The organism is Spirillospora sp. NPDC049024 (assembly GCF_040649235.1).
Classification (GTDB): Bacteria; Actinomycetota; Actinomycetes; order Streptosporangiales; family Streptosporangiaceae; genus Spirillospora.
The window spans coordinates 99919-119008 of the sequence record NZ_JBEZFD010000015.1; the positions used below are offsets into that span (position 1 = coordinate 99919).

The 19090-nt window shown below is 73.1% G+C and carries 15 protein-coding genes; 8 read left to right on the plus strand and 7 right to left on the minus strand.

From position 1 onward, the window contains the following. Positions 1-22: 22 nt before the first annotated feature. The 5 genes from AB0C21_RS26745 to AB0C21_RS26765 all read right to left on the minus strand — a co-directional run bounded on the left by AB0C21_RS26745 (position 23) and on the right by AB0C21_RS26765 (position 5232). Entirely contained in the window at positions 23-352 is a 330-nt protein-coding gene (locus AB0C21_RS26745; protein ID WP_141584541.1) for an L-rhamnose mutarotase, read from the minus strand. Between the two features lie 58 nt (positions 353-410). Next, on the minus strand, positions 411-1496 hold the full coding sequence (gene rhaS, locus AB0C21_RS26750; RefSeq protein WP_149263819.1) for a rhamnose ABC transporter substrate-binding protein: 1086 nt from the start codon (positions 1494-1496) through the stop codon (positions 411-413). 103 nt (positions 1497-1599) lie between these two features. After that, on the minus strand, positions 1600-2589 hold the full coding sequence (locus AB0C21_RS26755) for an ABC transporter permease (RefSeq protein WP_500207805.1): 990 nt from the start codon (positions 2587-2589) through the stop codon (positions 1600-1602). Further along, positions 2586-3689 (minus strand): ABC transporter permease, encoded by a 1104-nt coding sequence (locus AB0C21_RS26760; protein WP_500207806.1) that lies wholly within the window; start codon positions 3687-3689, stop codon positions 2586-2588. The genes AB0C21_RS26755 and AB0C21_RS26760 overlap by 4 nt, the downstream gene beginning before the upstream one ends. 4 nt (positions 3690-3693) lie before the next feature. Beyond that, complete coding sequence (locus AB0C21_RS26765; protein WP_500207807.1) at positions 3694-5232, minus strand: sugar ABC transporter ATP-binding protein; 1539 nt, start codon at positions 5230-5232, stop codon at positions 3694-3696. A 300-nt stretch (positions 5233-5532) separates the two neighbouring features. Here AB0C21_RS26765 and AB0C21_RS26770 point away from each other — a divergent pair, with 300 nt between their 5' ends. The 8 genes from AB0C21_RS26770 to AB0C21_RS26805 all read left to right on the plus strand — a co-directional run bounded on the left by AB0C21_RS26770 (position 5533) and on the right by AB0C21_RS26805 (position 17845). Then, a complete protein-coding gene (locus AB0C21_RS26770) occupies positions 5533-6597 on the plus strand; it encodes a LacI family DNA-binding transcriptional regulator (RefSeq protein WP_500207808.1) in 1065 nt (354 codons plus the stop codon). A 50-nt stretch (positions 6598-6647) separates the two neighbouring features. Further along, entirely contained in the window at positions 6648-7361 is a 714-nt protein-coding gene (locus AB0C21_RS26775; RefSeq protein WP_500207810.1) for a (Fe-S)-binding protein, read from the plus strand. A gap of 65 nt (positions 7362-7426) precedes the next feature. After that, on the plus strand, positions 7427-8866 hold the full coding sequence (locus AB0C21_RS26780) for a LutB/LldF family L-lactate oxidation iron-sulfur protein (protein ID WP_500207811.1): 1440 nt from the start codon (positions 7427-7429) through the stop codon (positions 8864-8866). Beyond that, positions 8863-9483 (plus strand): LutC/YkgG family protein, encoded by a 621-nt coding sequence (locus tag AB0C21_RS26785; protein ID WP_500207813.1) that lies wholly within the window; start codon positions 8863-8865, stop codon positions 9481-9483. The genes AB0C21_RS26780 and AB0C21_RS26785 overlap by 4 nt, the downstream gene beginning before the upstream one ends. A 50-nt stretch (positions 9484-9533) precedes the next feature. Beyond that, positions 9534-10979, plus strand: a complete 1446-nt coding sequence (locus AB0C21_RS26790; RefSeq protein ID WP_500207814.1) for a rhamnulokinase — start codon at positions 9534-9536, stop codon at positions 10977-10979. 265 nt (positions 10980-11244) lie between these two features. Beyond that, positions 11245-14169 (plus strand): helix-turn-helix transcriptional regulator, encoded by a 2925-nt coding sequence (locus AB0C21_RS26795; RefSeq protein WP_500207816.1) that lies wholly within the window; start codon positions 11245-11247, stop codon positions 14167-14169. 133 nt (positions 14170-14302) lie between these two features. Continuing rightward, positions 14303-15397 carry an alpha/beta fold hydrolase gene (locus AB0C21_RS26800; protein ID WP_500207817.1) on the plus strand — a complete coding sequence of 365 codons (1095 nt, stop codon included), beginning with the start codon at positions 14303-14305 and terminating at the stop codon, positions 15395-15397. 3 nt (positions 15398-15400) lie between these two features. Next, positions 15401-17845, plus strand: a complete 2445-nt coding sequence (locus AB0C21_RS26805; RefSeq protein ID WP_500207819.1) for a GMC oxidoreductase — start codon at positions 15401-15403, stop codon at positions 17843-17845. A 115-nt stretch (positions 17846-17960) separates the two neighbouring features. On the opposite strand, the gene AB0C21_RS26810 is transcribed toward AB0C21_RS26805, so the two are convergent. After that, a complete protein-coding gene (locus AB0C21_RS26810) occupies positions 17961-18410 on the minus strand; it encodes an SRPBCC family protein (RefSeq protein WP_500207821.1) in 450 nt (149 codons plus the stop codon). Between the two features lie 53 nt (positions 18411-18463). Next, positions 18464-19027: a CGNR zinc finger domain-containing protein gene (locus AB0C21_RS26815; protein WP_500207822.1), complete on the minus strand. Its 564-nt coding sequence runs from the start codon at positions 19025-19027 to the stop codon at positions 18464-18466. Positions 19028-19090 lie beyond the last annotated feature (63 nt).

A 19090-nucleotide genomic window follows, 5' to 3' on the forward strand; every position in this document is an offset into this window, starting at 1 on the left:
CTCTCTCCTATCCGGTCACCGGCTAGTCCAGGTGGAAGACCTCGGTGAGCGGCCGCATCCCCTCGTCGGGGCGGCCGTCGAGGTCCTCGAAAAACTGCGCCATCTCCGCCTGCCACCGCGCGTTCACCTCGGTGCGGGCCATCGCCTCCTGGGCCGCCTCGAAGTCGTCGGTCTCCAGGTAGCCGACGAGGAGGCCGTCCTCGCGCAGGAACAGCGAGTAGTTGTGCCAGCCGGTGTCGCGCAGAGCGTTGAGCATGTCGGGCCAGACCGCCTGGTGGCGCAGCTTGTACTCCTCCAGGCGGTCCTGCCTGACCTTCAGCAGGAAGCAGACGCGCTTCGTGCGTCCGGACATAGGGGCGTCTCCTTGTGGGGGGCGAAGCCCCCCGCCCCCCGGTTCGCGTCGCTCAGGGTCAGAAGTGGTACTGGTCGATGTTCTTGGCGTCGAACACCGTCGGCGGGCCGAGGATCACCTCGCCGTTGGCGCCGATCGTGCGCTCGCCGAGCTTGCCCGCCTTGAACTTCTCGCCCTCCGCGCCGGTGATCTGGCCGGACGACAGGGCCGCCGCCGCGTACGCGGCGAGGTAGCCGAGGTTCTTCGGGTCCCAGAGCTCGAACCCCTTGACCGTGCCGTCCTTGACGAACTTGCGCATCTGGTCGGGGGTGCCGAGGCCGGTCAGCGCGACCTTGCCCTTGTACTTGGAGCCGGAGATGTAGCGGGCGGCGGCGGCGATGCCGACCGTGGTGGGCGAGATGATGCCCTTCAGGTTCGGGTACGCCTGCAGCAGGCCCTGGGTCTGCTGGAACGACTTCTGGTCGTCGTCGTCGCCGTAGGCCACCTTGACGAGCTTCATCTTCGAGTACTCGGGCTTCTTGAGCTCGTCCTGCATGAACTTGATCCAGGTGTTCTGGTTCGTGGCGTTCGCGGTCGCCGACAGGATCGCGATCTCGCCCTCGCTACCGATCTGCTCGGCCAGCAGCTTGACCTCGCTGCGGCCGATCTCCTCGGAGCTGGCCTGGTTGATGAACACGTCCCGGCAGTCGGGGTTGGTGTCGGAGTCGTAGGCCACGATCTTGATCTTCTTGGCCCGCGCCTGCTTGAGCGGGCCGCACACCGCGTTCTCGTCGTTGGCGGCGATGAGGATCGCGTCGTGCCGCTGCTGGACCAGGGTGTTGATGTAGGAGACCTGCGAGGACGCGGACGCGTCGGACGGGCCGACCTCCTTGGCCTCGCCGCCGAACTCCTTGGCCGCCGCGATGCCGGCGTTGTCGACGATCGTCTCGTAGGGGTTGTTGACCTGCTTGGGGAGGAAGGCCAGCTTCAGGCCCTTCTTCAGCGGCGCGTTCGGGTTCGCGGACGCGTTGCCCCCGGCCTTGGCGTCCCCCGAGTCGGACGCGGAGTCCTTGGTGGTCCCGCCGCAGGCGGCCAGGCTGAGGGCCAGGGCGCTCGCCGTGGCGGCGGCCAGCAGCCGGCGCGGGGCGCGCAAACGAATGGTCATCAGGGTGCCTTTCACAGTTCGGGGTCGTGCTTGAGGTGGGTGGGTGTGCGGCGGGGGGCCGGGGTGGGGTGGGTGTGCGGTGGTGGTCAGGGCGCGGTGGTGGTCAGGGCGCGGCGGCGGGGACCGCGGGTCTCGCGCCCCGCCGCCGTTCTCGGGCCTCGCGCACCACGGCGATCAGCCGCGGGGTGAGGACGCTGATGATGAGCAGCAGCCCGGTGACGATGGACTGGACCTCGGTGGACACGTCCCTGAGCATCAGCAGGTTGCGGAGGAGGCCGATGAGCAGCACGGCCGCGATGACGCCGCCGAGGGTGCCCTTGCCGCCGTCGAAGTCGATGCCGCCGAGCAGCACCGCCGCGATGACGGCGAGTTCCAGGCCGATGCCGTTGTCGGCGCGGGCGCTGCCGTAGCGGAGCGTGTAGACGATCCCGGCGAACCCGGCGACGAGGCCGGACACCGCGAACAGGATCAGCTTGATGCGCTTGACCCGGATGCCGGCGAAGTACGCCGCGTCCTCCTGGGACCCGATCGCGAACAGCGACCGCCCGATGCCGGTGGCGTGCAGGACGATGCCGGTGACGGCGGCGAGCACGACGAACAGCGCGACCGGGTACGGGATCGGCGTGCCCGGGATGGAGGACGTCGCGAGGTCGGTGTAGGCGGTGGGGAACTCCGAGATCGCCCCGGTGCCGAGCGTCACGTACGCCAGGCCCCGGTAGAGGGTCAGCGTGCCGATGGTGACGGCGAGCGACGGCAGCCCGAGCCTGGTCACGAGCAGGCCGTTCACCAGCCCGCAGACGACGCCGACGACCAGCACCACCGGGATGATCGTCTCGATGGCCATGCCGCCGTCCCACAGCTTGCCGGTGAGGGCGCTGCACAGCCCGAGGATGGAGGCGACCGACAGGTCCACCTGCCCGCACACGACCAGCAGCGTCATCGGCAGCGCGATCAGCGCGATCTCGCTGAGGTCGTCCAGCGCGAACGACAGGTTGTCGTTGTTCGCGAAGTCGGGCGAGAACCCGGCGCCGCCCGCGAAGACCAGGACCAGCAGCGCGGTGACGGCGGTCTCCCACCGCATCAGGCGGCTCATGACCGTCCCTCCCTGTTCTTGCGGGCGCCGCTCTCCGGGGCGGCGGCGCGGTGCGCGGCGGAGGCCAGCGACCGCTGTTTCAGCGCCCGGGTGACGCGCAGCGCCAGCAGCCGGTCGACGCTGATGGCCAGCAGCAGCAGCACGCCGGTGATCGCGTCCTGCCAGAACGAGTTGACCTTGAGCACCACCAGCACGCTGCCGATGGTGGTGAGCAGCAGCGCGCCGAGCGCCGCCCCGTAGACGGTGCCGACGCCGCCGGTGATGGCGACGCCGCCGACGACGACGGCGCTGACGACCTTCAGCTCCCAGCCGTTCGCGGCGTCGGCGACGACGGTGCCGAACCGGGCGAGCCACAGCACCCCGGCGAGCCCGGCGAGGGCGCCGCTGACCAGGTAGGCGGTGAGGACGCGGCGGCGGATCGGCACGCCGGCGAGCATCGCGGCCTCCGGGCTGGACCCGATCGCGTAGTACTCGCGCCCGGAGGAGTAGGAGCGCAGGTAGTAGCCGACCGCCAGCATCACGAGCACGGTGATGATCGGCAGGTAGGGGACGCCGAGGATCCCGTCGTTGCCGAGGCTCAGCAGCGAGGCCGGCAGGTCGGCGGCGCCGATCTGCCGGCCGTGCGCGATGCGGTAGTCCAGCCCCTGGATCACGTACAGGGTGCCGAGGGTGACGACGAGGGCGGGGACGCGGCAGAAGCTGACCAGCAGCCCGTTCACCAGGCCGCACAGCAGGCCGATCCCGACGCCCACCAGCACGACCAGCACGACGTTGCGGTCCCCGCCGGAGGCGTACTTCCCCGCGGTGAAGGCGACGAGCCCGACGACGGACCCGACCGACAGGTCGATGTTGCGGGTGACGACGACCATGCTCTGCCCGACGGCGAGCAGGACGAGGATCGAGGCGTTGAGGAAGATGTCCTTGAGGCCCTGGCCGGACATGAACCGCGGGTTCGCGATCGTCGTGCCGAGGACGAGCAGGACCAGCGCGCCGAGGATGCTCAGCTCGCGGGCGCGCAGCACCATCTCGACGAGGCGCCGTCCGCCGCCCGGCGGGCCGCCCGACTCCGGCCTGGCCGGTGACTGGGTGAGGACGGTCATGGGGTCAGGCCGCCTTTCCGGTGCCGGGGCGGCCGGTCGCGGCGGCCATCACGCTCTCTTCGGTCGCGTCGGCGCGGGCGATCTCGGCGGTCAGCCGGCCCTCGTGCATGACGAGGATGCGGTCGGCCATGCCGAGCACCTCCGGCAGGTCGGAGGAGATCATCAGCACCGCGAGGTCCTGCGCGGCGAGTTCCGACAGCAGCCGGTGCACCTCGGCCTTGGTGCCGACGTCGATGCCGCGGGTGGGCTCGTCCACGATGAGCACGTCGGGCTCGGTGGCCAGCCACTTGGCGAGCACGACCTTCTGCTGGTTGCCGCCCGACAGGACGCCGACGACGTCGGTGAGCTTGGAGTACTTCAGCTGGAGGCGCAGGCCCCAGTCGGCGGCGCGGCTGCGCTCCACCTTCCGGGAGATCAGGCCCCCGCGCCCGGTCTCGCGGCGCAGCGTCCTCAGCTGGGTGAGGCCCATGTTCCGCTCGATCGACATGTCCATGACCAGTCCCTGCTGGCGGCGGTCCTCGGGGACGAGCGCCAGCCCGGCCGACATCGCGGCGGTGGGGCTGCCCGGGGGGAGTTCGCGGCCGCCGACCTCGACGGACCCGGCGTCCCAGCGGTCCACGCCGAAGACGGCGCGGGCGACCTCGCTGCGGCCGGCGCCGACCAGCCCGGCCAGCGCGACGATCTCGCCGCGGCGGACCTCGAAGGAGACGTCGGTGAAGGCCCCCTCGCGGGTCAGCCGGCGCACCTTCAGCGCGACCTCGCCGGGCGCCACGTCCTGCTTGGGGTAGAGCGCGTCGAGGTCGCGGCCGACCATGCGGCGGACGAGGTCGTCGGGCGTGATGTCGGCGACCATGTCGGTGCCGACGTAGGCGCCGTCGCGCAGCGTCGTCACCCGCCGGCAGATCTCGAAGATCTCCTCCAGCCGGTGCGAGATGAACAGCACCGCGCAGCCGTGCTCCTGGAGGCTGCGGGTGACCGCGAACAGGCGGGCGACCTCCTGGCCGGTGAGCGCCGCGGTCGGCTCGTCCATGATGAGCACCCGCGCGTCCCGGGAGATGGCCTTGGCGATCTCGACGACCTGCTGGTCGGCGATCGACAGGCCGCGGGCGGGCTGCTGCGGGTCCAGCGCGACGCCGAGCCGCTCGAACAGCCGCGCCGTCTCGGCGTGCATGGCGCGGCGGTCGATGCGGCCGAGCGCGCCGCGCGGCTGGCGGCCCATGAAGATGTTCTCGGCGACCGACAGGTCGGGGAACAGCGTGGGCTCCTGGTAGATGACCGCGACGCCGGCGGCCTGCGCGTCGGCGGGGCTGTTGAAGGCCACCGGCTCGCCGTCCACCCGCACCTCGCCCGCGTCGGGGCGGTGCACGCCTGCGAACGTTTTTACGACCGTGGACTTGCCGGCCCCGTTCTCTCCCGCCAGCGCGTGCACCTCGCCCGCGTGCAGCTCCAGGGTGACGCCCTGCAGGGCGCGTACCGCACCGAACGACTTACTCACGTTGACCAGTGCCAATGTCGGCGGCGCCGACCGGCCCGGTGCACCCATCGCGGCCCTCCTCGCGGGGGACGTCTGTGACGTATAGATGAAAAACGTTTTAACGAGATGTTGCGGAGGACGCTAGATGTGACCCGGAGCACCCGTCAAGGGGTCACATCCCGGCCGCTCCCGCCCGACGTGCCGAGAAGCCCGTACTCGCAGGGGCAGGACGAGTTTTCGAGGTCGCTCCGGCCGGGACCGGCCGACCGGGTTTCGCGGCCCCGGTTCCCGGTTTCGGGTTGACACGTTTTAATCAGATGATTCACAGTGAGCGGCGACACACCAGCGGACGACTCGGGGGCACACAGATTGGGCGCAGACCAGACCGGCCGCTCCGCGCCGCCGGGCCGGACGGTCGGGATCAAGCAGGTCGCGGCGCACGCCGGGGTGTCTCCGGGCACCGTGTCCAACGTGCTCAACCGGCCCGAACGGGTCGCCGAGGCGACCCGGATCCGCGTCGAGGAGGCGATCCGCGCCCTCGGCTTCGTGCGCAACGGCTCGGCGTCCACGCTGCGCGCCGGGCACAGCAGCACGATCGGGCTGATGGTCCTCGACCTCGCCAACCCGTTCTTCACCGACGTGGCGCGCGGCGTGGAGGACATCGCCAGCGAGCGCGGCTACGCGGTGATCCTGTCCTCCTCCAGCGAGTCGGAGGAGCGGGAGCTGCGCAACCTGCGGGTGTTCGCCGAGCAGCGGGTCCGGGGCGTCCTGCTGACCCCGGTCGGCGACGACGGCGAGGCGGCCGGCCAGCTGCGCGAGCGCGGCGTCCCGGTCGTGCTCCTCGACCATCCGACGCCGCGCGCCAACCAGTGCTCGGTCGCCGTGGACGACGTCGCGGGCGGCGAGCTCGCGGTCGCCGAACTGCTGGACGCGGGCGCCCGGACGCTGGCGTTCGTCACCGGCCCGACGGTGCTGCGCCAGTGCGCCGACCGGCGCACCGGCGCGCTGCGGGCGCTGCGCGCCGCCGGGCTCGGCCGCGACGCCATGCGCGAGGTCGCCGTCGGGGCGATGAACGCGCGGTCCGGGCAGGAGGCGGCCCGGCGGCTGCTGGAGGCCGGTCCCCCGCTGCCCGACGCGATCTTCTGCGCGAACGACCTGCTCGCGCTCGGCGTGCTGCGCGTCCTGCTCCAGGCCGGGGTCAAGGTGCCGGGTGACGTCGCGCTGATCGGGTACGACGACATCGAGTTCTCGGCCGCGGCCGCCGTCCCGCTCAGCTCGGTGCGGCAGCCCACCTACCAGCTCGGCCGGATCGCGACCGAGCTGCTGCTGGAGGAGTGCGACGGGACGGCCGGGCACGCCCACCAGCAGGTCATGTTCCAGCCCGAGCTCGTCGTCCGCGAGTCGAGCCGGTCGGTCCTGGGAGACCTCAAATGAGCGAAGCGAGCCGGGGGGCGTGGGGGGTCGTCCCCCCGCAGAACACACGCATGAAAGTCGCGCTGTTCCTCACCTGCGTCAACGACACGATGTTCCCGGGGACGGGCAAGGCGGTGGTGAAGCTGCTGCGGCGCCTCGGCCACGACGTCGAGTTCCCCGAGTCGCAGACCTGCTGCGGGCAGATGCACCTCAACACCGGCTACCGCCGGCAGGCGCTGCCCATGGTGAAGGGGTTCGCGGAGACGTTCGAGCCCTACGACGCGGTGGTGACGCCGTCCGCGTCCTGCGCGGCGATGATCCGCGACTGGCACCCGAGGCTCGCGCCGCGCACCGCCGGGGTCGCCTCCCGCGTGTACGAGCTGACGGAGTTCCTGGTGGACGTCCTCGGCGTCACCGACGTCGGCGCCTACTTCCCGCACCGCGTCACCTACCACCCGACGTGCCACTCGCTGCGGATGCTGCGCGTCGGCGACCGCCCGCTGCGGCTGCTGCGCGAGGTCCGCGGCATCGACCTGGTCGAGCTCCCGGACGCGGCGGAGTGCTGCGGGTTCGGCGGGACGTTCGCGCTGAAGAACTCCGAGGTGTCGGCCGCGATGTGCGCCGACAAGGTCACCGCCGTCCGCGCGACCGGGGCCGAGGCGCTGTGCGCCGCGGACAACTCCTGCCTGATGCACATCGGCGGCGCGCTCACCCGCACCCGCGCCGGGGTGCGGACCGTCCACCTGGCCGAGATCCTCGCCTCGACAGAGGAGGACCCCGCATGACCTCGCCAGCGCGTGGCCTGTGGGGGGGCGACCCCCCACACCCCCCGGTTCGCTCCGCTCAGGCGATGCCGACCTATCTCGGGATGCCGTCGTTCCCGGAGGCTGCGCGCCGCGCGGTGGGGGACGCGCGGCTGCGCGGCAACCTCGCGCACGCCACCACCACGATCCGGGGGCGTCGCGCCGCCGCGGTGGCGGAGCTGGACGACTGGGACGCGCTCCGCGAGGCCGGCAAGCAGATCAAGGACCACGTCCTGGCGAACCTCGGCCACTACCTGCCGCTGCTGGAGGAGAAGGTCACCGAGGCCGGCGGGACGGTGCACTGGGCGCGCGACGCGGCGGAGGCCAACCGGATCGTCGCCGACCTGGTGAAGGCCACCGGCGAGACCGAGGTCGTCAAGGTCAAGTCGATGGCGACGCAGGAGATCGGCCTCAACGAGTTCCTCGCCGAGGAGGGCATCACCGCCTACGAGACCGACCTGGCGGAGCTGATCGTCCAGCTCGGCGACGACCGGCCGTCGCACATCCTCGTTCCGGCCATCCACCGCAACCGGTCCGACATCCGCGACATCTTCCTGCGCACGATGGACGACGCACCCGAGGGGCTGACGGACGCGCCCGCCGAGCTGGCCGAGGCGGCCCGGCGGCACCTGCGCGCCAAGTTCCTGTCGGCGAAGGTCGGGGTGTCGGGGGTGAACTTCGCGGTCGCCGACACCGGCACGCTCGTCGTGCTGGAGTCGGAGGGCAACGGCCGGATGTGCCTGACGCTCCCGGAGACGCTCATCTCGGTGATGGGCGTGGAGAAGATCGTGCCGAGCTGGCGGGACCTGGAGGTGTTCCTGCAGCTGCTGCCCCGCTCGTCCACGGCCGAGCGGATGAACCCCTACACCTCCACCTGGACGGGCGTCTCCCCCGGCGACGGCCCGCGCGACTTCCACCTCGTCCTCCTGGACAACGGCCGCACCGACACCCTGGCCGACGAGGTGGGCCGGCAGGCGCTGCGCTGCATCCGCTGCTCGGCGTGCCTGAACGTGTGCCCGGTCTACCAGCGCGCGGGCGGCCACGCCTACGGGTCGCCCTACCCCGGGCCGATCGGCGCGATCCTGTCCCCGCAGATCAGGGGGATCGGGTCGGAGGTGGACGCGTCGCTGCCGTACGCGTCGTCGCTGTGCGGGGCCTGCTTCGAGGCGTGCCCGGTCGCCATCGACATCCCGGAGGTGCTCGTGCACCTGCGGGCCCGCGCCGTCGAGAAGGGGCCGCGCCATCCGCTGGAGCGGGTGGCGATGACGGCGGCCGGGTGGACGCTGCGCTCCCCCACCCGGCTCGCGCTCGCGCAGCGCGCCGCGTCCGCGAGCCGCCGCGTCGTGGCGCGCGGCGGCCGGATCCGGCGGCTGCCCGGGCCGCTGGGCGCGTGGACCGAGACGCGGGACGCGCCCGCGCCGCCGCCCGAGTCGTTCCGCGCCTGGTGGGCCCGGACCGGCGGCGGACGCGAGGAGGAGGACCGGTGAACGCGCGCGAGGAGATCCTGCGCCGGATCGAGAAGGCGGCGCCGACCCGGCCCGCCGCCGAGGTCGCGGCCTCCTACGACCGGATCGACCGCGGTTATCTGCGCCGCCACCACGAGGACGGGATCCTCGACCTGTTCGCCGAGCGGGTCGCCGACTACCGCGCGAACGTCCTGCGCGTCGCCGCGTCCGAGGTCGCCGCGGCCGTCGCCGAACGGCTCGCGGCGCGCCCCGGCGCGTACGGGGTCCCGTCCGACCTGCCGCCGGAGTGGACGTCCGCGACCGGCGCGGCGCTCGTGCGCGACCCGTCGGTCGCCTCGCTCGACGGTCTCGCCGGAGCGGTCACCGGCTGCGCGGCCGCGGTCGCCGAGACGGGGACCATCGTGCTGGACCACGGCGCCGCCCAAGGGCCGCGCGCCCTGTCGCTCGTGCCCGACTACCACCTGATCGTCGTCCTCGCCGACCAGGTCGCCGCCGACGTGCCGGAGGCGCTCGAACGGCTCGATCCGGGCCGTCCGCTCACGTTCGTGTCGGGCCCGTCCGCGACGAGCGACATCGAGTTGTCCCGTGTGGAAGGCGTGCACGGGCCCCGGACCCTGGAGGTATTGGTCATCAAATGAGCGGAGCGAACCGGGGGGTGTGGGGGGTCGTCCCCCCACAGGGACACAGCATGAGTGAAGCGATGAATGCCGCGACGTTCGCGGCCGTCGATCTCGGGGCGTCCAGCGGGCGGGTCATGGCCGGGCGCGTCGGCGCGGGCACCCTCGCCCTGGAGGAGATCCGCCGTTTCCCGAACCGCCCCGTCCAGGTCAGCGGGACCCTGTACTGGGACATCCTCGGCCTCTACGGCAACGTCCTGGACGGCCTGCGCGCCGCGCCGCCCGGGCTGGCGTCGATCGGCATCGACTCGTGGGCGGTCGACTACGGGCTCCTCGACGCGGAGGGCAGGCTGCTCGGCAACCCCGTCCACTACCGCGACGCACGCACCGACGGCGTGATGGAGCGGGTCCGCACCGAGCTGGGCGACGACCTCCTCTACCGGACGTCGGGGTTGCAGTTCCTGCCGTTCAACACGATCTACCAGCTCGCGGCGGACGACCTGTCCCGGGCCGCCACGCTGCTGCTCGTCCCGGACCTGCTGGCCTACTGGCTGACGGGCGAGGCCGGCGCCGAGCGCACCAACGCCTCCACGACCGGTCTGCTGGACGTCCGCGACGGCACCTGGTCGCGGGACCTCCTGGACAGGCTGGACCTCCCCGCGAAGATCCTCCCGCCGCTCCGTGAGCCGGGCTCGGCCATCGGGACCCTCCGCCCGGACGTGATGGCCGAGACCGGCCACGGCGCCCTCCAGGTCACGGCGGTCGGCTCGCACGACACCGCGTCCGCGGTCGCCGCCGTGCCCGCCGCCACCGAGCGGTTCGGCTACATCTCCTGCGGCACCTGGTCGCTGGTCGGCGTGGAACTGGACGCCCCCGTGCTGACCGAGGAGAGCCGCAAGGCCAACTTCACCAACGAGGGCGGCATCGACGGGACCGTCCGCTACCTGCGCAACGTGATGGGCCTGTGGCTGCTCCAGGAGTCGCTGCGGACCTGGGGCGACCCCGACCTGCCCGCGCTGCTCGCCGAGGCCGCGCGGCTCCCCGGGCTGCGCTCGCTCATCGACCCCGACGACCCGGAGTTCCTGCCGCCCGGCGACATGCCCGCCCGCATCGCCGCGCACTGCCGCCGCCGCGGGTTCCCCGAGCCCGCCACGCGCGCCGAGACCGTCCGCTGCGTCGTGGACAGCCTCGCCCTCGCGCACCGCGTCACCCTCCGCCAGGCGTCCCGGCTGTCCGGGCGCGAGATCGAGGTCGTCCACCTGGTGGGCGGCGGCAGCCGCAATGACCTGCTGTGCCGGCTGACCGCCGACGCCAGCGGCCTGCCGGTCGTGGCCGGGCCGGTCGAGGCGACGGCGCTCGGCAACGTCCTGACCCAGGCGCGTGCGCACGGGGTCGTCGCCGGCCTGGCCGAGGCCCGCGCCCTGGTCGCCGCCACCCAGGACCTCTGCCGCTACGAGCCGTCCGGCGACGAGGCCCGCTGGCGGGAGGCCGCCGCCCGCCTCGGCCTGGAGTCCTGACCCGGCGGGTCGTCCGGGCGTCGGGATGTCACGGTCGCGGGACGGTTTACCCTCCCGAGGTTGACATGGGGCGGGCGAGGGCCGTTCATGGCTATGTACATACGGTCAGGAGGACGCCGCCGCGAGTGGACCAGACGCAGGCAGGGTGTGTTGTCCTGCCTTATTGACGTTCCACCCGATAGGGTGAATCCCGCTCGTTCAGAGGAACCACAACAAGAAGCATGGTCACGGCGTCTCGGCCGCCTGTCGCTGTTGGGGTGTGGACATGGAGGGTCGTGCGGCCCGCGCCGCCGGAGGTTCCGGCAATGCTCCGCTGGTGGGGCGACGGGACGCGCTGCGGCGGATCGACCGGGCTCTCGACGCGGTCGAGGACGGCTACGGCTTCGTCGCGCTGGTCGGCGAGCCCGGCGCCGGCAAGACGCGGCTGCTGAACGAGCTCGCCGACGGCGCGAGCGCCCGCAAGCTGCCGTACGTCGCCGGGCGCGCGGCCGAGTTCGAGCAGGAGATGCCGTTCGGCGCCGTGGTCGACGCGCTCGACGACCGCCTCGAGGAGCACGCCCTCGACCTGCCGCCGGGCGCGCTGCGGCTGCTCGGCACCGTGTTCCCGGCGCTCGCCGACCTGTCCGGCGACCCGCCCGCCGCCTCGCCGGAGTCGCGGGTGGCGCGCTACCAGCTGCACCGCACCGTCCGGCACCTGCTGGAGGCGCTGGCCGAGCCGTCCGGGCTGGTGCTGATCCTCGACGACCTGCACTGGGCCGACGACGCGACGATCGAGCTGCTGGACCACCTGGTCCGGCATCCGCCCCGGGCCCGGGTGCTGCTGGCGGTCGCCTACCGGCCGGCGCAGGCGTCGCCGCGGCTGGCGGCGCTGGTGGACGCGGCGGGCCAGCAGGGCGTGCGGGTGACGGTCGACCCGCTCTCCCAGAGCGAGGTCCGCGAGTTCCTCGGCCCGGACGTCGGCCACGCGCGGTGCGAGGCATTGTTCAAGGCCAGCGGCGGCAACCCCTTCTACCTCGAAGCGCTGGCCAAGATGGCGGGCGGGGCCGCGCCCCAGGCCGGCCCCGGCCTGGACCGGCAGTGGGAGAAGGGCGTCGCGAACCTGACCGAGGTGCCCCCCGCGGTGCGGGCGGCGCTGCAGGTCGAGCTGAGCGCGCTGCCGCCGCAGGCGCTGCTGATGGCGCAGGGCGCCGCCGTGGCCGCTGACGTGTTCGAGCCCGCGCTCGCGTCGGTCGCGGCGGAGATGGAGCGGGACGCCGCGCTCACCGCCCTGGACGTGCTGACCGGCCACGACGTGGTGCGCCCCGCGCCGGGCGGCCGGTTCCGGTTCCGGCATCCCCTGGTGCGGCACGTCGCCTACGCCTCGACGGCGGCGGGCTGGCGGATCGCCGCGCACTCGCGGGTGTCGGAGCGGCTGGCCGACCTCGGCGCCCCGGCGGCCGTGCGCGCCCACCACGTGGTGCGGTCGGCGCGGTTCGGCGACGCCGAGGCCATCCGGACGCTGGTGGAGGCCGCCCGCGCCGTCGCGCAGCAGGCGCCCGCCACCGCCGCGTACTGGCTGCAGGCCGCGCTGGAACTGATGCCCGGCACCGCCGACGACGCCTACCCCGACCGGGTGGAGCTGCTGGTCGAGCTGGCCCAGGTGCAGGCGTTCAGCGGCCACGCCGAGGAGGGCCGCGAGACCGCCCGCACGCTGCTGCGGCTGCTGCCCGCCGACGACACGGTCCGCCGCGCCCGCACCGTGCACATGTGCGCGATCATGGAGCGGCAGCTCGGCCGGATCCACGAGGCCCGCGCCCTCGTCCTGGACGAGCTGCGCCGCATCACCGACCGGCAGACCCCCGAGGCGGTGCTGCTGCGGATCCGGCTCGTCGCCGACCGGATCCAGCGGATCGACACCCGCGGCTCGCACGCCATCCTGGAGACCATCCCCGACAGCGCCCCCGGGTGGACCCCCGGGCTGACGGCGGCGGTCGCGGCGATGCGCCCGATGGTCGCCTACGGGCGCGGCGAGATCGCGGAGGCGATCGAGCGCGCCCAGACCGCCGACCGGCTGTTCTCCTCGGCGTCCGACAACGACTTCGCCGACTGCCTGGACTGCTTCGCCTGGCTGGTGTTCGCCGAGTCGTTCCTCGGCATGTACGACGAGGCGCTGCGGCACGCCGAGCGGCTGGTGTCGATCACCCGCACGACCGGGCAGACGTTCATCCTCGGCTACATGCTGTCCGGGCTGTCGCGCGTCCTGACGCAGCTGGGGCGGCTGGAGGAGGCCGCCGCCGTCGCCGACGAGGCCACCGCGGTCGGCCGCGACCTGCGCTCGCAGGAGGTGCTGGCCTACGGGCTGATCCAGCAGTGCCTGACCGCGTACCTGATGGGCGACCACGAGCGGGCGCTGCGCGCCGGGGACGAGGCCGTCGCCAACGACACCGGGTCGGGCGAGTGGTGGACGCACATGGCGCACGTCGCCCGCGCCATCGCGGTGGTCAACGAGGGAAGGCTGGAGGAGGGCGCCGCCGCGCTGGTCGCCGCCTGCGGCGACGGCACCCTCGGCCTGGACTTCAGCACCCTGGTGGTCTGCGCGGAGGCGCTGGCGTCGGTCCGCGCCGCTCAGGAGGACGCCGCCGACGCCGCGAACTGGGCCGACATCGCCGACGCGATCGCCGACCCGCTGCTGACCGGTGACGCCGGCCTGGCCAGGCTGACCCGCGCGCACGCGCTCCGCGCCGCCGACCCCGCCAGGTCCGCGGCGCTGGCGGCGGAGGCCGCCGATCTGCTCGCCAAGGCGGGCCGGCGGCCCGAGGCGGGCCGGGCCGAACTGGCCGCCGGGCTCGCGCACGCCGCCGCCGGCGACCGCGCCCGGGCCCGGGACCGGCTGCGCGCCGCCGCGGAGGTCTTCGAGGCGTGCGGGATGAGGGGGCTGCTGGCACAGGTCGTCCGCGAGCAGCGCCGGCTCGGCGTCCGGGTCCCCACCGCCGGTACGCCCGCCAAGGGCAGGAAGGACCTGCCGTTCGGGCTGTCCCCGCGCGAGCACGAGATCGCGCTGCTGGTCGCGGAGGGCAACAGCAACCAGCAGATCGCCGAGCGGCTGTACCTCAGCGTCCGGACGGTCGAGACCCACCTGTCCCGCGTCTTCGCCAAGATCGGCGTGCCCTCCCGGGTCGGCGTCGCGACGGCGATGAACCGTTCCGAGTAGACACGACTCTCAGTTCACGTACGTCCCGTACACCCGGCGGGTGACTCGCACCCGTAAGTACGGGTTCTCCACGATGCCGCGCCGATATCCGCGTTTGGCAGGGTTGGACCGTCAGGAAGCGGAGGAGATGGCCATGGATCAGCAGCGGATCGCGCGCTTCACGCACGCGGGCGTCGCCGACGCCGAGGTGTCCGTGCACCCCTTCGCGACCGACGACGGCCTCGGCCTGACCCTGACCCGGTTCCGCCGGGACGACTGCGACGACGTCGTCCTCCTGGTGCACGGGCTGACGACGTCCAGCGACATGTACATCATGCCGGAGCACACCAACATGGTGAACTACCTGCACGACGCCGGGTTCGGCGACGTGTGGGCGGTCGACCTGCGGATCAGCGGCCGGTTCCCCTACAACGCCGAGACCGCGCGCCACGACCTGGACACCATCGCGCTCCTCGACCACCCGGCGGCGCTCGCCGAGCTGCGGCGCCACATCGGGGACCGGCGGGTCCACGTGATCACGCACTGCGTGGGCGCGATCTCGTTCTCGATGGCGCTGTTCGCCGGCACCGTCACCGGCGTCGCCAGCCTGGTCTGCAACAGCGTCTCGGTCACCCCGCGCACCCCGACCTGGTCGAAGATCAAGCTGGGCTACGGCCCGGCCCTGATGGAGTACGTGCTCGGGCCCTGCCACCTCGACCCCCGGTACGGCTACGCCCCGGTGCTGACGCGCGGCTGGATGCTCGCCAAGGCGGTCGCCCCGTTCCACCGCGAGTGCGGCGAGCCCGCCTGCCACATGCTCAGCTTCATGTGGGGCGGCGGGAAACCGATCTTCACGCACGAGAAGATGTCGCCGGTCACGCACGGCCGGCTGCCCGACCTGTTCGGGGCCTGCAACGTCAACTACTACCGGCACCTGCACACGATGGTGAAGGCCGGCCGCGCGGTGAAGCACCGCCCGCGCGACCCGCGCCTCGCCGCGCTGCCGGACGACTACCTGTCGCGCGCCGCCACGGTCACCACGCCGATCCTGTTCCTCACCGGAGACCGCAACCACGTGTTCACCGACTCCAACATCGTCTGCCACCGCACCCTGGAGAAGATCACTCCCGGTCTGCACGAGCTGGCGGTCCTGCCCGGCTACGGCCACCAGGACCCGTTCATGGGCGCCGCCGCCGACGCCGAGGTCTTCCCGCAGGTCGTGGACTTCCTCAAGCGGAAGGCGGGCTGAGCGATGAGCGAAGGCAACGGCGCCGTCGAGCACGTCGGCGCGGTCGTGGTCGGGTCCGGGTTCGGCGGGTCCGTCGCCGCGTACCGGCTGGCGGAGGCCGGGCAGCGGGTCGTCCTGCTGGAGCGCGGGCAGCCGTACCCGCCGGGCAGCTTCCCCCGCTCCCCCGCCGAGATGGGCCGGGCGTTCTGGGACCCGGACGCCGGCCTGTACGGGATGTACGACGTGTGGGGGTTCAAGGGCTGCGACTCGGTCGTGTCGGCCGGTCTCGGCGGCGGCTCCCTGATCTACGCGAACGTGCTGCTGCGCAAGGACGAGCGCTGGTTCGTGCACGACCGGCCGGGCCCCGGCGGCGGGCACGAGCCGTGGCCGATCTCGCGCGCCGACCTCGACCCGCACTACGACGCCGTCGAGCGGATGATGGGCGCGACGCCGTACCCGCTCGACCGGGTCCCCTACGACGACACCCCGAAGACGCACGCGCTGCAGGACGCGGCGGCCGAGCTCGGCCTGCACAGCACGCTGCCGCCGCTCGCGGTGAGCTTCGCCGCCGAGCCGGGCGGCACGCCCGGGGTGGGCCTGCCGATCGCCGAACCGGCGTACGGCAACCTGCACCGCACCCGCCGGCTGACGTGCAAGCTGTGCGGCGAGTGCGACATCGGCTGCAACGAGGGCTCCAAGAACAGCCTCGACCACAACTACCTGTCGGCCGCGGCGCACCACGGCGCCGACATCCGCACCTCCCACGAGGTGAAGGCGATCCGGCCGCGGTCGGGCGGCGGGTACGAGGTCGACTACGTCCACCACGCCGACCTCGGCGCCAAGAAGCGCCGCCTGCCGGTCCGGACGATCACCTGCGACCGGCTCGTCCTGGGCGCCGGCACGTACGGGACCACGTACCTGCTGCTGAAGTCGAGGGACGCGTTCCCCGGCCTCAGCTCCGCGCTCGGCACCCGGTTCTGCGGCAACGGCGACCTGCTGACGTTCCTGCTGCGGGCCAAGGACCGCAACCGGGTCCGCCCGCTGAGCGCCAGCCGCGGGCCGGTGATCACCACGGCGATCCGGCTGCCGGACGATCTGGACGGCGTGCCGGGCGCGGGCCCCGGCGCCTACATCCAGGACGGCGGCTACCCGGGGTTCACCGACTGGATCGTGAACGGCCTCGACGTCCGCTCGGAGTTCGAGCGCGCGGTGGCCTTCCTGTGGGACCGCTTCACCGAGTTCTTCAAGGACGCGCCGGACACCAACCTGTCCAAGGAGCTGTCGGACCTGATCGGCGACGGGGCGCTGACGGTCAGTTCGCTGCCGCTGCTCGGCATGGGCCGCGAGACCGCCGACGGGCGGCTGCGCCTGAAGGACGGCCGGCTCACCGCCGACTGGACGGCCGAGACCAGCGAGGAGCTGTTCCAGCGCGTCCGCAAGACGATGCGGGGGATCGCGGACGTGCTCGGCGCCGACTACGCCGACAACCCGATGTGGTTCCGCAAGCGCATCATCACCGTCCATCCGCTGGGCGGCGCCCCCATGGGCGGCCACCCGGGCGAAGGCGTCTGCGACGCCTTCGGCGAGGTGTTCGGGTTCCCGGGCCTCTACATCGCCGACGGGGCGGCGATGCCCGGCCCGGTGGGCCCGAACCCCTCGCTCACCATCGCCGCGCACGCCGATCGCCTGGCCACGCGGCTGCTGGAGACGTCCGTCCGCCGGGGGACGGGCGGGACGACCGCCCCGTCTGCCACGGGGGCCGAGCCGGCCGGGGGAGCCGGCTCGCCAGGCGGGGCGGGGAACGGCTCGGCGTACGGTCCGGTCTCGGGGAGCCGCGGTGGGACACGGGGACCTTCCACCGCGGCGGCGGGCCGTACGTCGCTGTCGTTCACCGAGGAGATGAAGGGGTTCGTCACCTACGGGGAGACCGACACGCGGATCGGCGAGCTGGCCGAAGGGCGCCGGCCCCTGTCGTTCCGCCTGACGATCACCGCGGCGGACACCGAGCGGTTCCTCGCCGAGGCGGCCCACGAGGCGACCGCCGCGGGGTGGGTCGACGCGGGCGGTCACGGCGGCCGCCGCCCGGTGGAGCGGGGCACGTTCAACCTGTTCGTCGCGGACGGCTCCGAGGACCGGCGGCTGATGAAGTACCGGCTCTTCTACACCGACGGCGAGGGCCGGCGGCGCACGCTGAGCGGGCACAAGAACGTCCTGCACGGGCCGCCGACGCGGATCTGGCCGGACACCTCCACCCTCTACGTGCGGCTGCTGGACGGCCACGTCGCCGAGGACGAGGAAGACGGCGCGCGGATCGTCGCGGCGGGTGTGCTGCACATCCAGCTGACCGACTTCGCGCGGCAGCTGACGACCTTCCGCACGACGGGACCGGACGGGGCGGGCAGGCTGCTCGACTTCGGCAGGTTCTTCGCCGGGGAGCTGTGGGAGGTCTACGGTCCCGACCCCGCCTGAAGGGGGTCCATGGTCGTGCAGGCCGAGGGAACTGCGGGGTGCTCTCGGCCTGCACCTTTTACGCCGGAGGCCGTGCGGGGGGTCGCGCGGTCTCCGGCTCGCGCGTGCGGCCGGGTCAGACGCCCTCGGCCCGCCGGGCGGGGCAGTCGGGCGGGCAGTGCTCGACGTGCGCGGGCAGCCACCGGGTGAAGGCCGCCAGCATCCGCCGGAGCGCGAAGCCGACGACCGGGCCGGTGCCGGGGATCAGCGGCTCGAACTCCGCCTCCCAGCGGATGAACGTGCCGGCGTCCCGGCGCTCCAGCCGGACGTCCGAGCGGTAGCTGCGCACGGGCAGGCCCGACACGGCGACGTAGCCGAAGTGCTCGTAGGGCTCGTAGGCGACGGTCCGCTCGCTGGCCGGCCAGATCTTCTTGACGGTGCCGACGCCGTAGGGGGTCGTGTCGCCCCGGCGCGTCTGCTTCGCCGGGATGGGGAACCTGCCCCAGGCGCCCCATGCCTCGGGGACGGCGAGATGCCGGAACAGGTCCTCGGGCGAGGCGGCGGTGGTGGCGGTGGCCTGGATCATCGCCACACGCTACAACGCCCCGGAAACGCCGCACCAGCGGCCCGGGGGCCCGGTCAGGACGACTGCGCGCGGGCGCGGAACGCGGCGGCCTTGACGCGGTTCTGGCAGGCGGTGGAGCAGAACCGGCGGGTGCCGTTGCGGGAGGTGTCGACGTAGACGCGGTCGCAGTGCGGCGCGGTGCAGACGCCGAGGCGGTCGTGCAGCTCGCTGCCGATGACGATGGCGAGGCCGGTGGCGCACGGTCCGGCCCAGTCGTTCTCGTCGGCGCCGTGGTAGTGGACGTGCCACGGCTGCCCGTCGTGGCGTTCCAGCCGGGGCCGGGCCTCGGTCTTCTCCAGGATCCGGTTGACCTGCTCGGCGGCGCCGTCGACGTCGCCGGCGGCCACGGCGTCGAACACGACGCGCAGCTCGCGCGCGACGGCGGCGAGCACGGGCAGCTCGTCCTCGGTGGCGCGCGATCCGTACCCGACGCCGTGGAGGACGTCGGTGACGGCGGCGGCGAGCGCGGGCGGCGGGGGCGGGGTGTAGGCGCGGCCGCGCCGCTCCCCCGGCGTCAGCTCGTTGACCAGGCCGGCGGCGGCCTGCACCACCGCATCGGTATGACTGTTGAAATCCACTTGACCAGTTACACCTTTCCGGTTCACACTGTAACTGCCCAAAGGTTATACGACAGTCACAGG

Coding starts and splice junctions, on each gene's coding strand:
- AB0C21_RS26745 (WP_141584541.1), bottom strand. CDS start 352: ATGTCCGGACGCACGAAGCGCGTCTGCTTCCTGCTGAAGGTCAGGCAG.
- rhaS (WP_149263819.1), bottom strand. CDS start 1,496: ATGACCATTCGTTTGCGCGCCCCGCGCCGGCTGCTGGCCGCCGCCACG.
- AB0C21_RS26755 (WP_500207805.1), bottom strand. CDS start 2,589: ATGAGCCGCCTGATGCGGTGGGAGACCGCCGTCACCGCGCTGCTGGTC.
- AB0C21_RS26760 (WP_500207806.1), bottom strand. CDS start 3,689: ATGACCGTCCTCACCCAGTCACCGGCCAGGCCGGAGTCGGGCGGCCCG.
- AB0C21_RS26765 (WP_500207807.1), bottom strand. CDS start 5,232: ATGGGTGCACCGGGCCGGTCGGCGCCGCCGACATTGGCACTGGTCAAC.
- AB0C21_RS26775 (WP_500207810.1), top strand. CDS start 6,648: ATGAAAGTCGCGCTGTTCCTCACCTGCGTCAACGACACGATGTTCCCG.
- AB0C21_RS26780 (WP_500207811.1), top strand. CDS start 7,427: ATGCCGACCTATCTCGGGATGCCGTCGTTCCCGGAGGCTGCGCGCCGC.
- AB0C21_RS26790 (WP_500207814.1), top strand. CDS start 9,534: ATGAGTGAAGCGATGAATGCCGCGACGTTCGCGGCCGTCGATCTCGGG.
- AB0C21_RS26795 (WP_500207816.1), top strand. CDS start 11,245: ATGGAGGGTCGTGCGGCCCGCGCCGCCGGAGGTTCCGGCAATGCTCCG.
- AB0C21_RS26800 (WP_500207817.1), top strand. CDS start 14,303: ATGGATCAGCAGCGGATCGCGCGCTTCACGCACGCGGGCGTCGCCGAC.
- AB0C21_RS26805 (WP_500207819.1), top strand. CDS start 15,401: ATGAGCGAAGGCAACGGCGCCGTCGAGCACGTCGGCGCGGTCGTGGTC.
- AB0C21_RS26810 (WP_500207821.1), bottom strand. CDS start 18,410: ATGATCCAGGCCACCGCCACCACCGCCGCCTCGCCCGAGGACCTGTTC.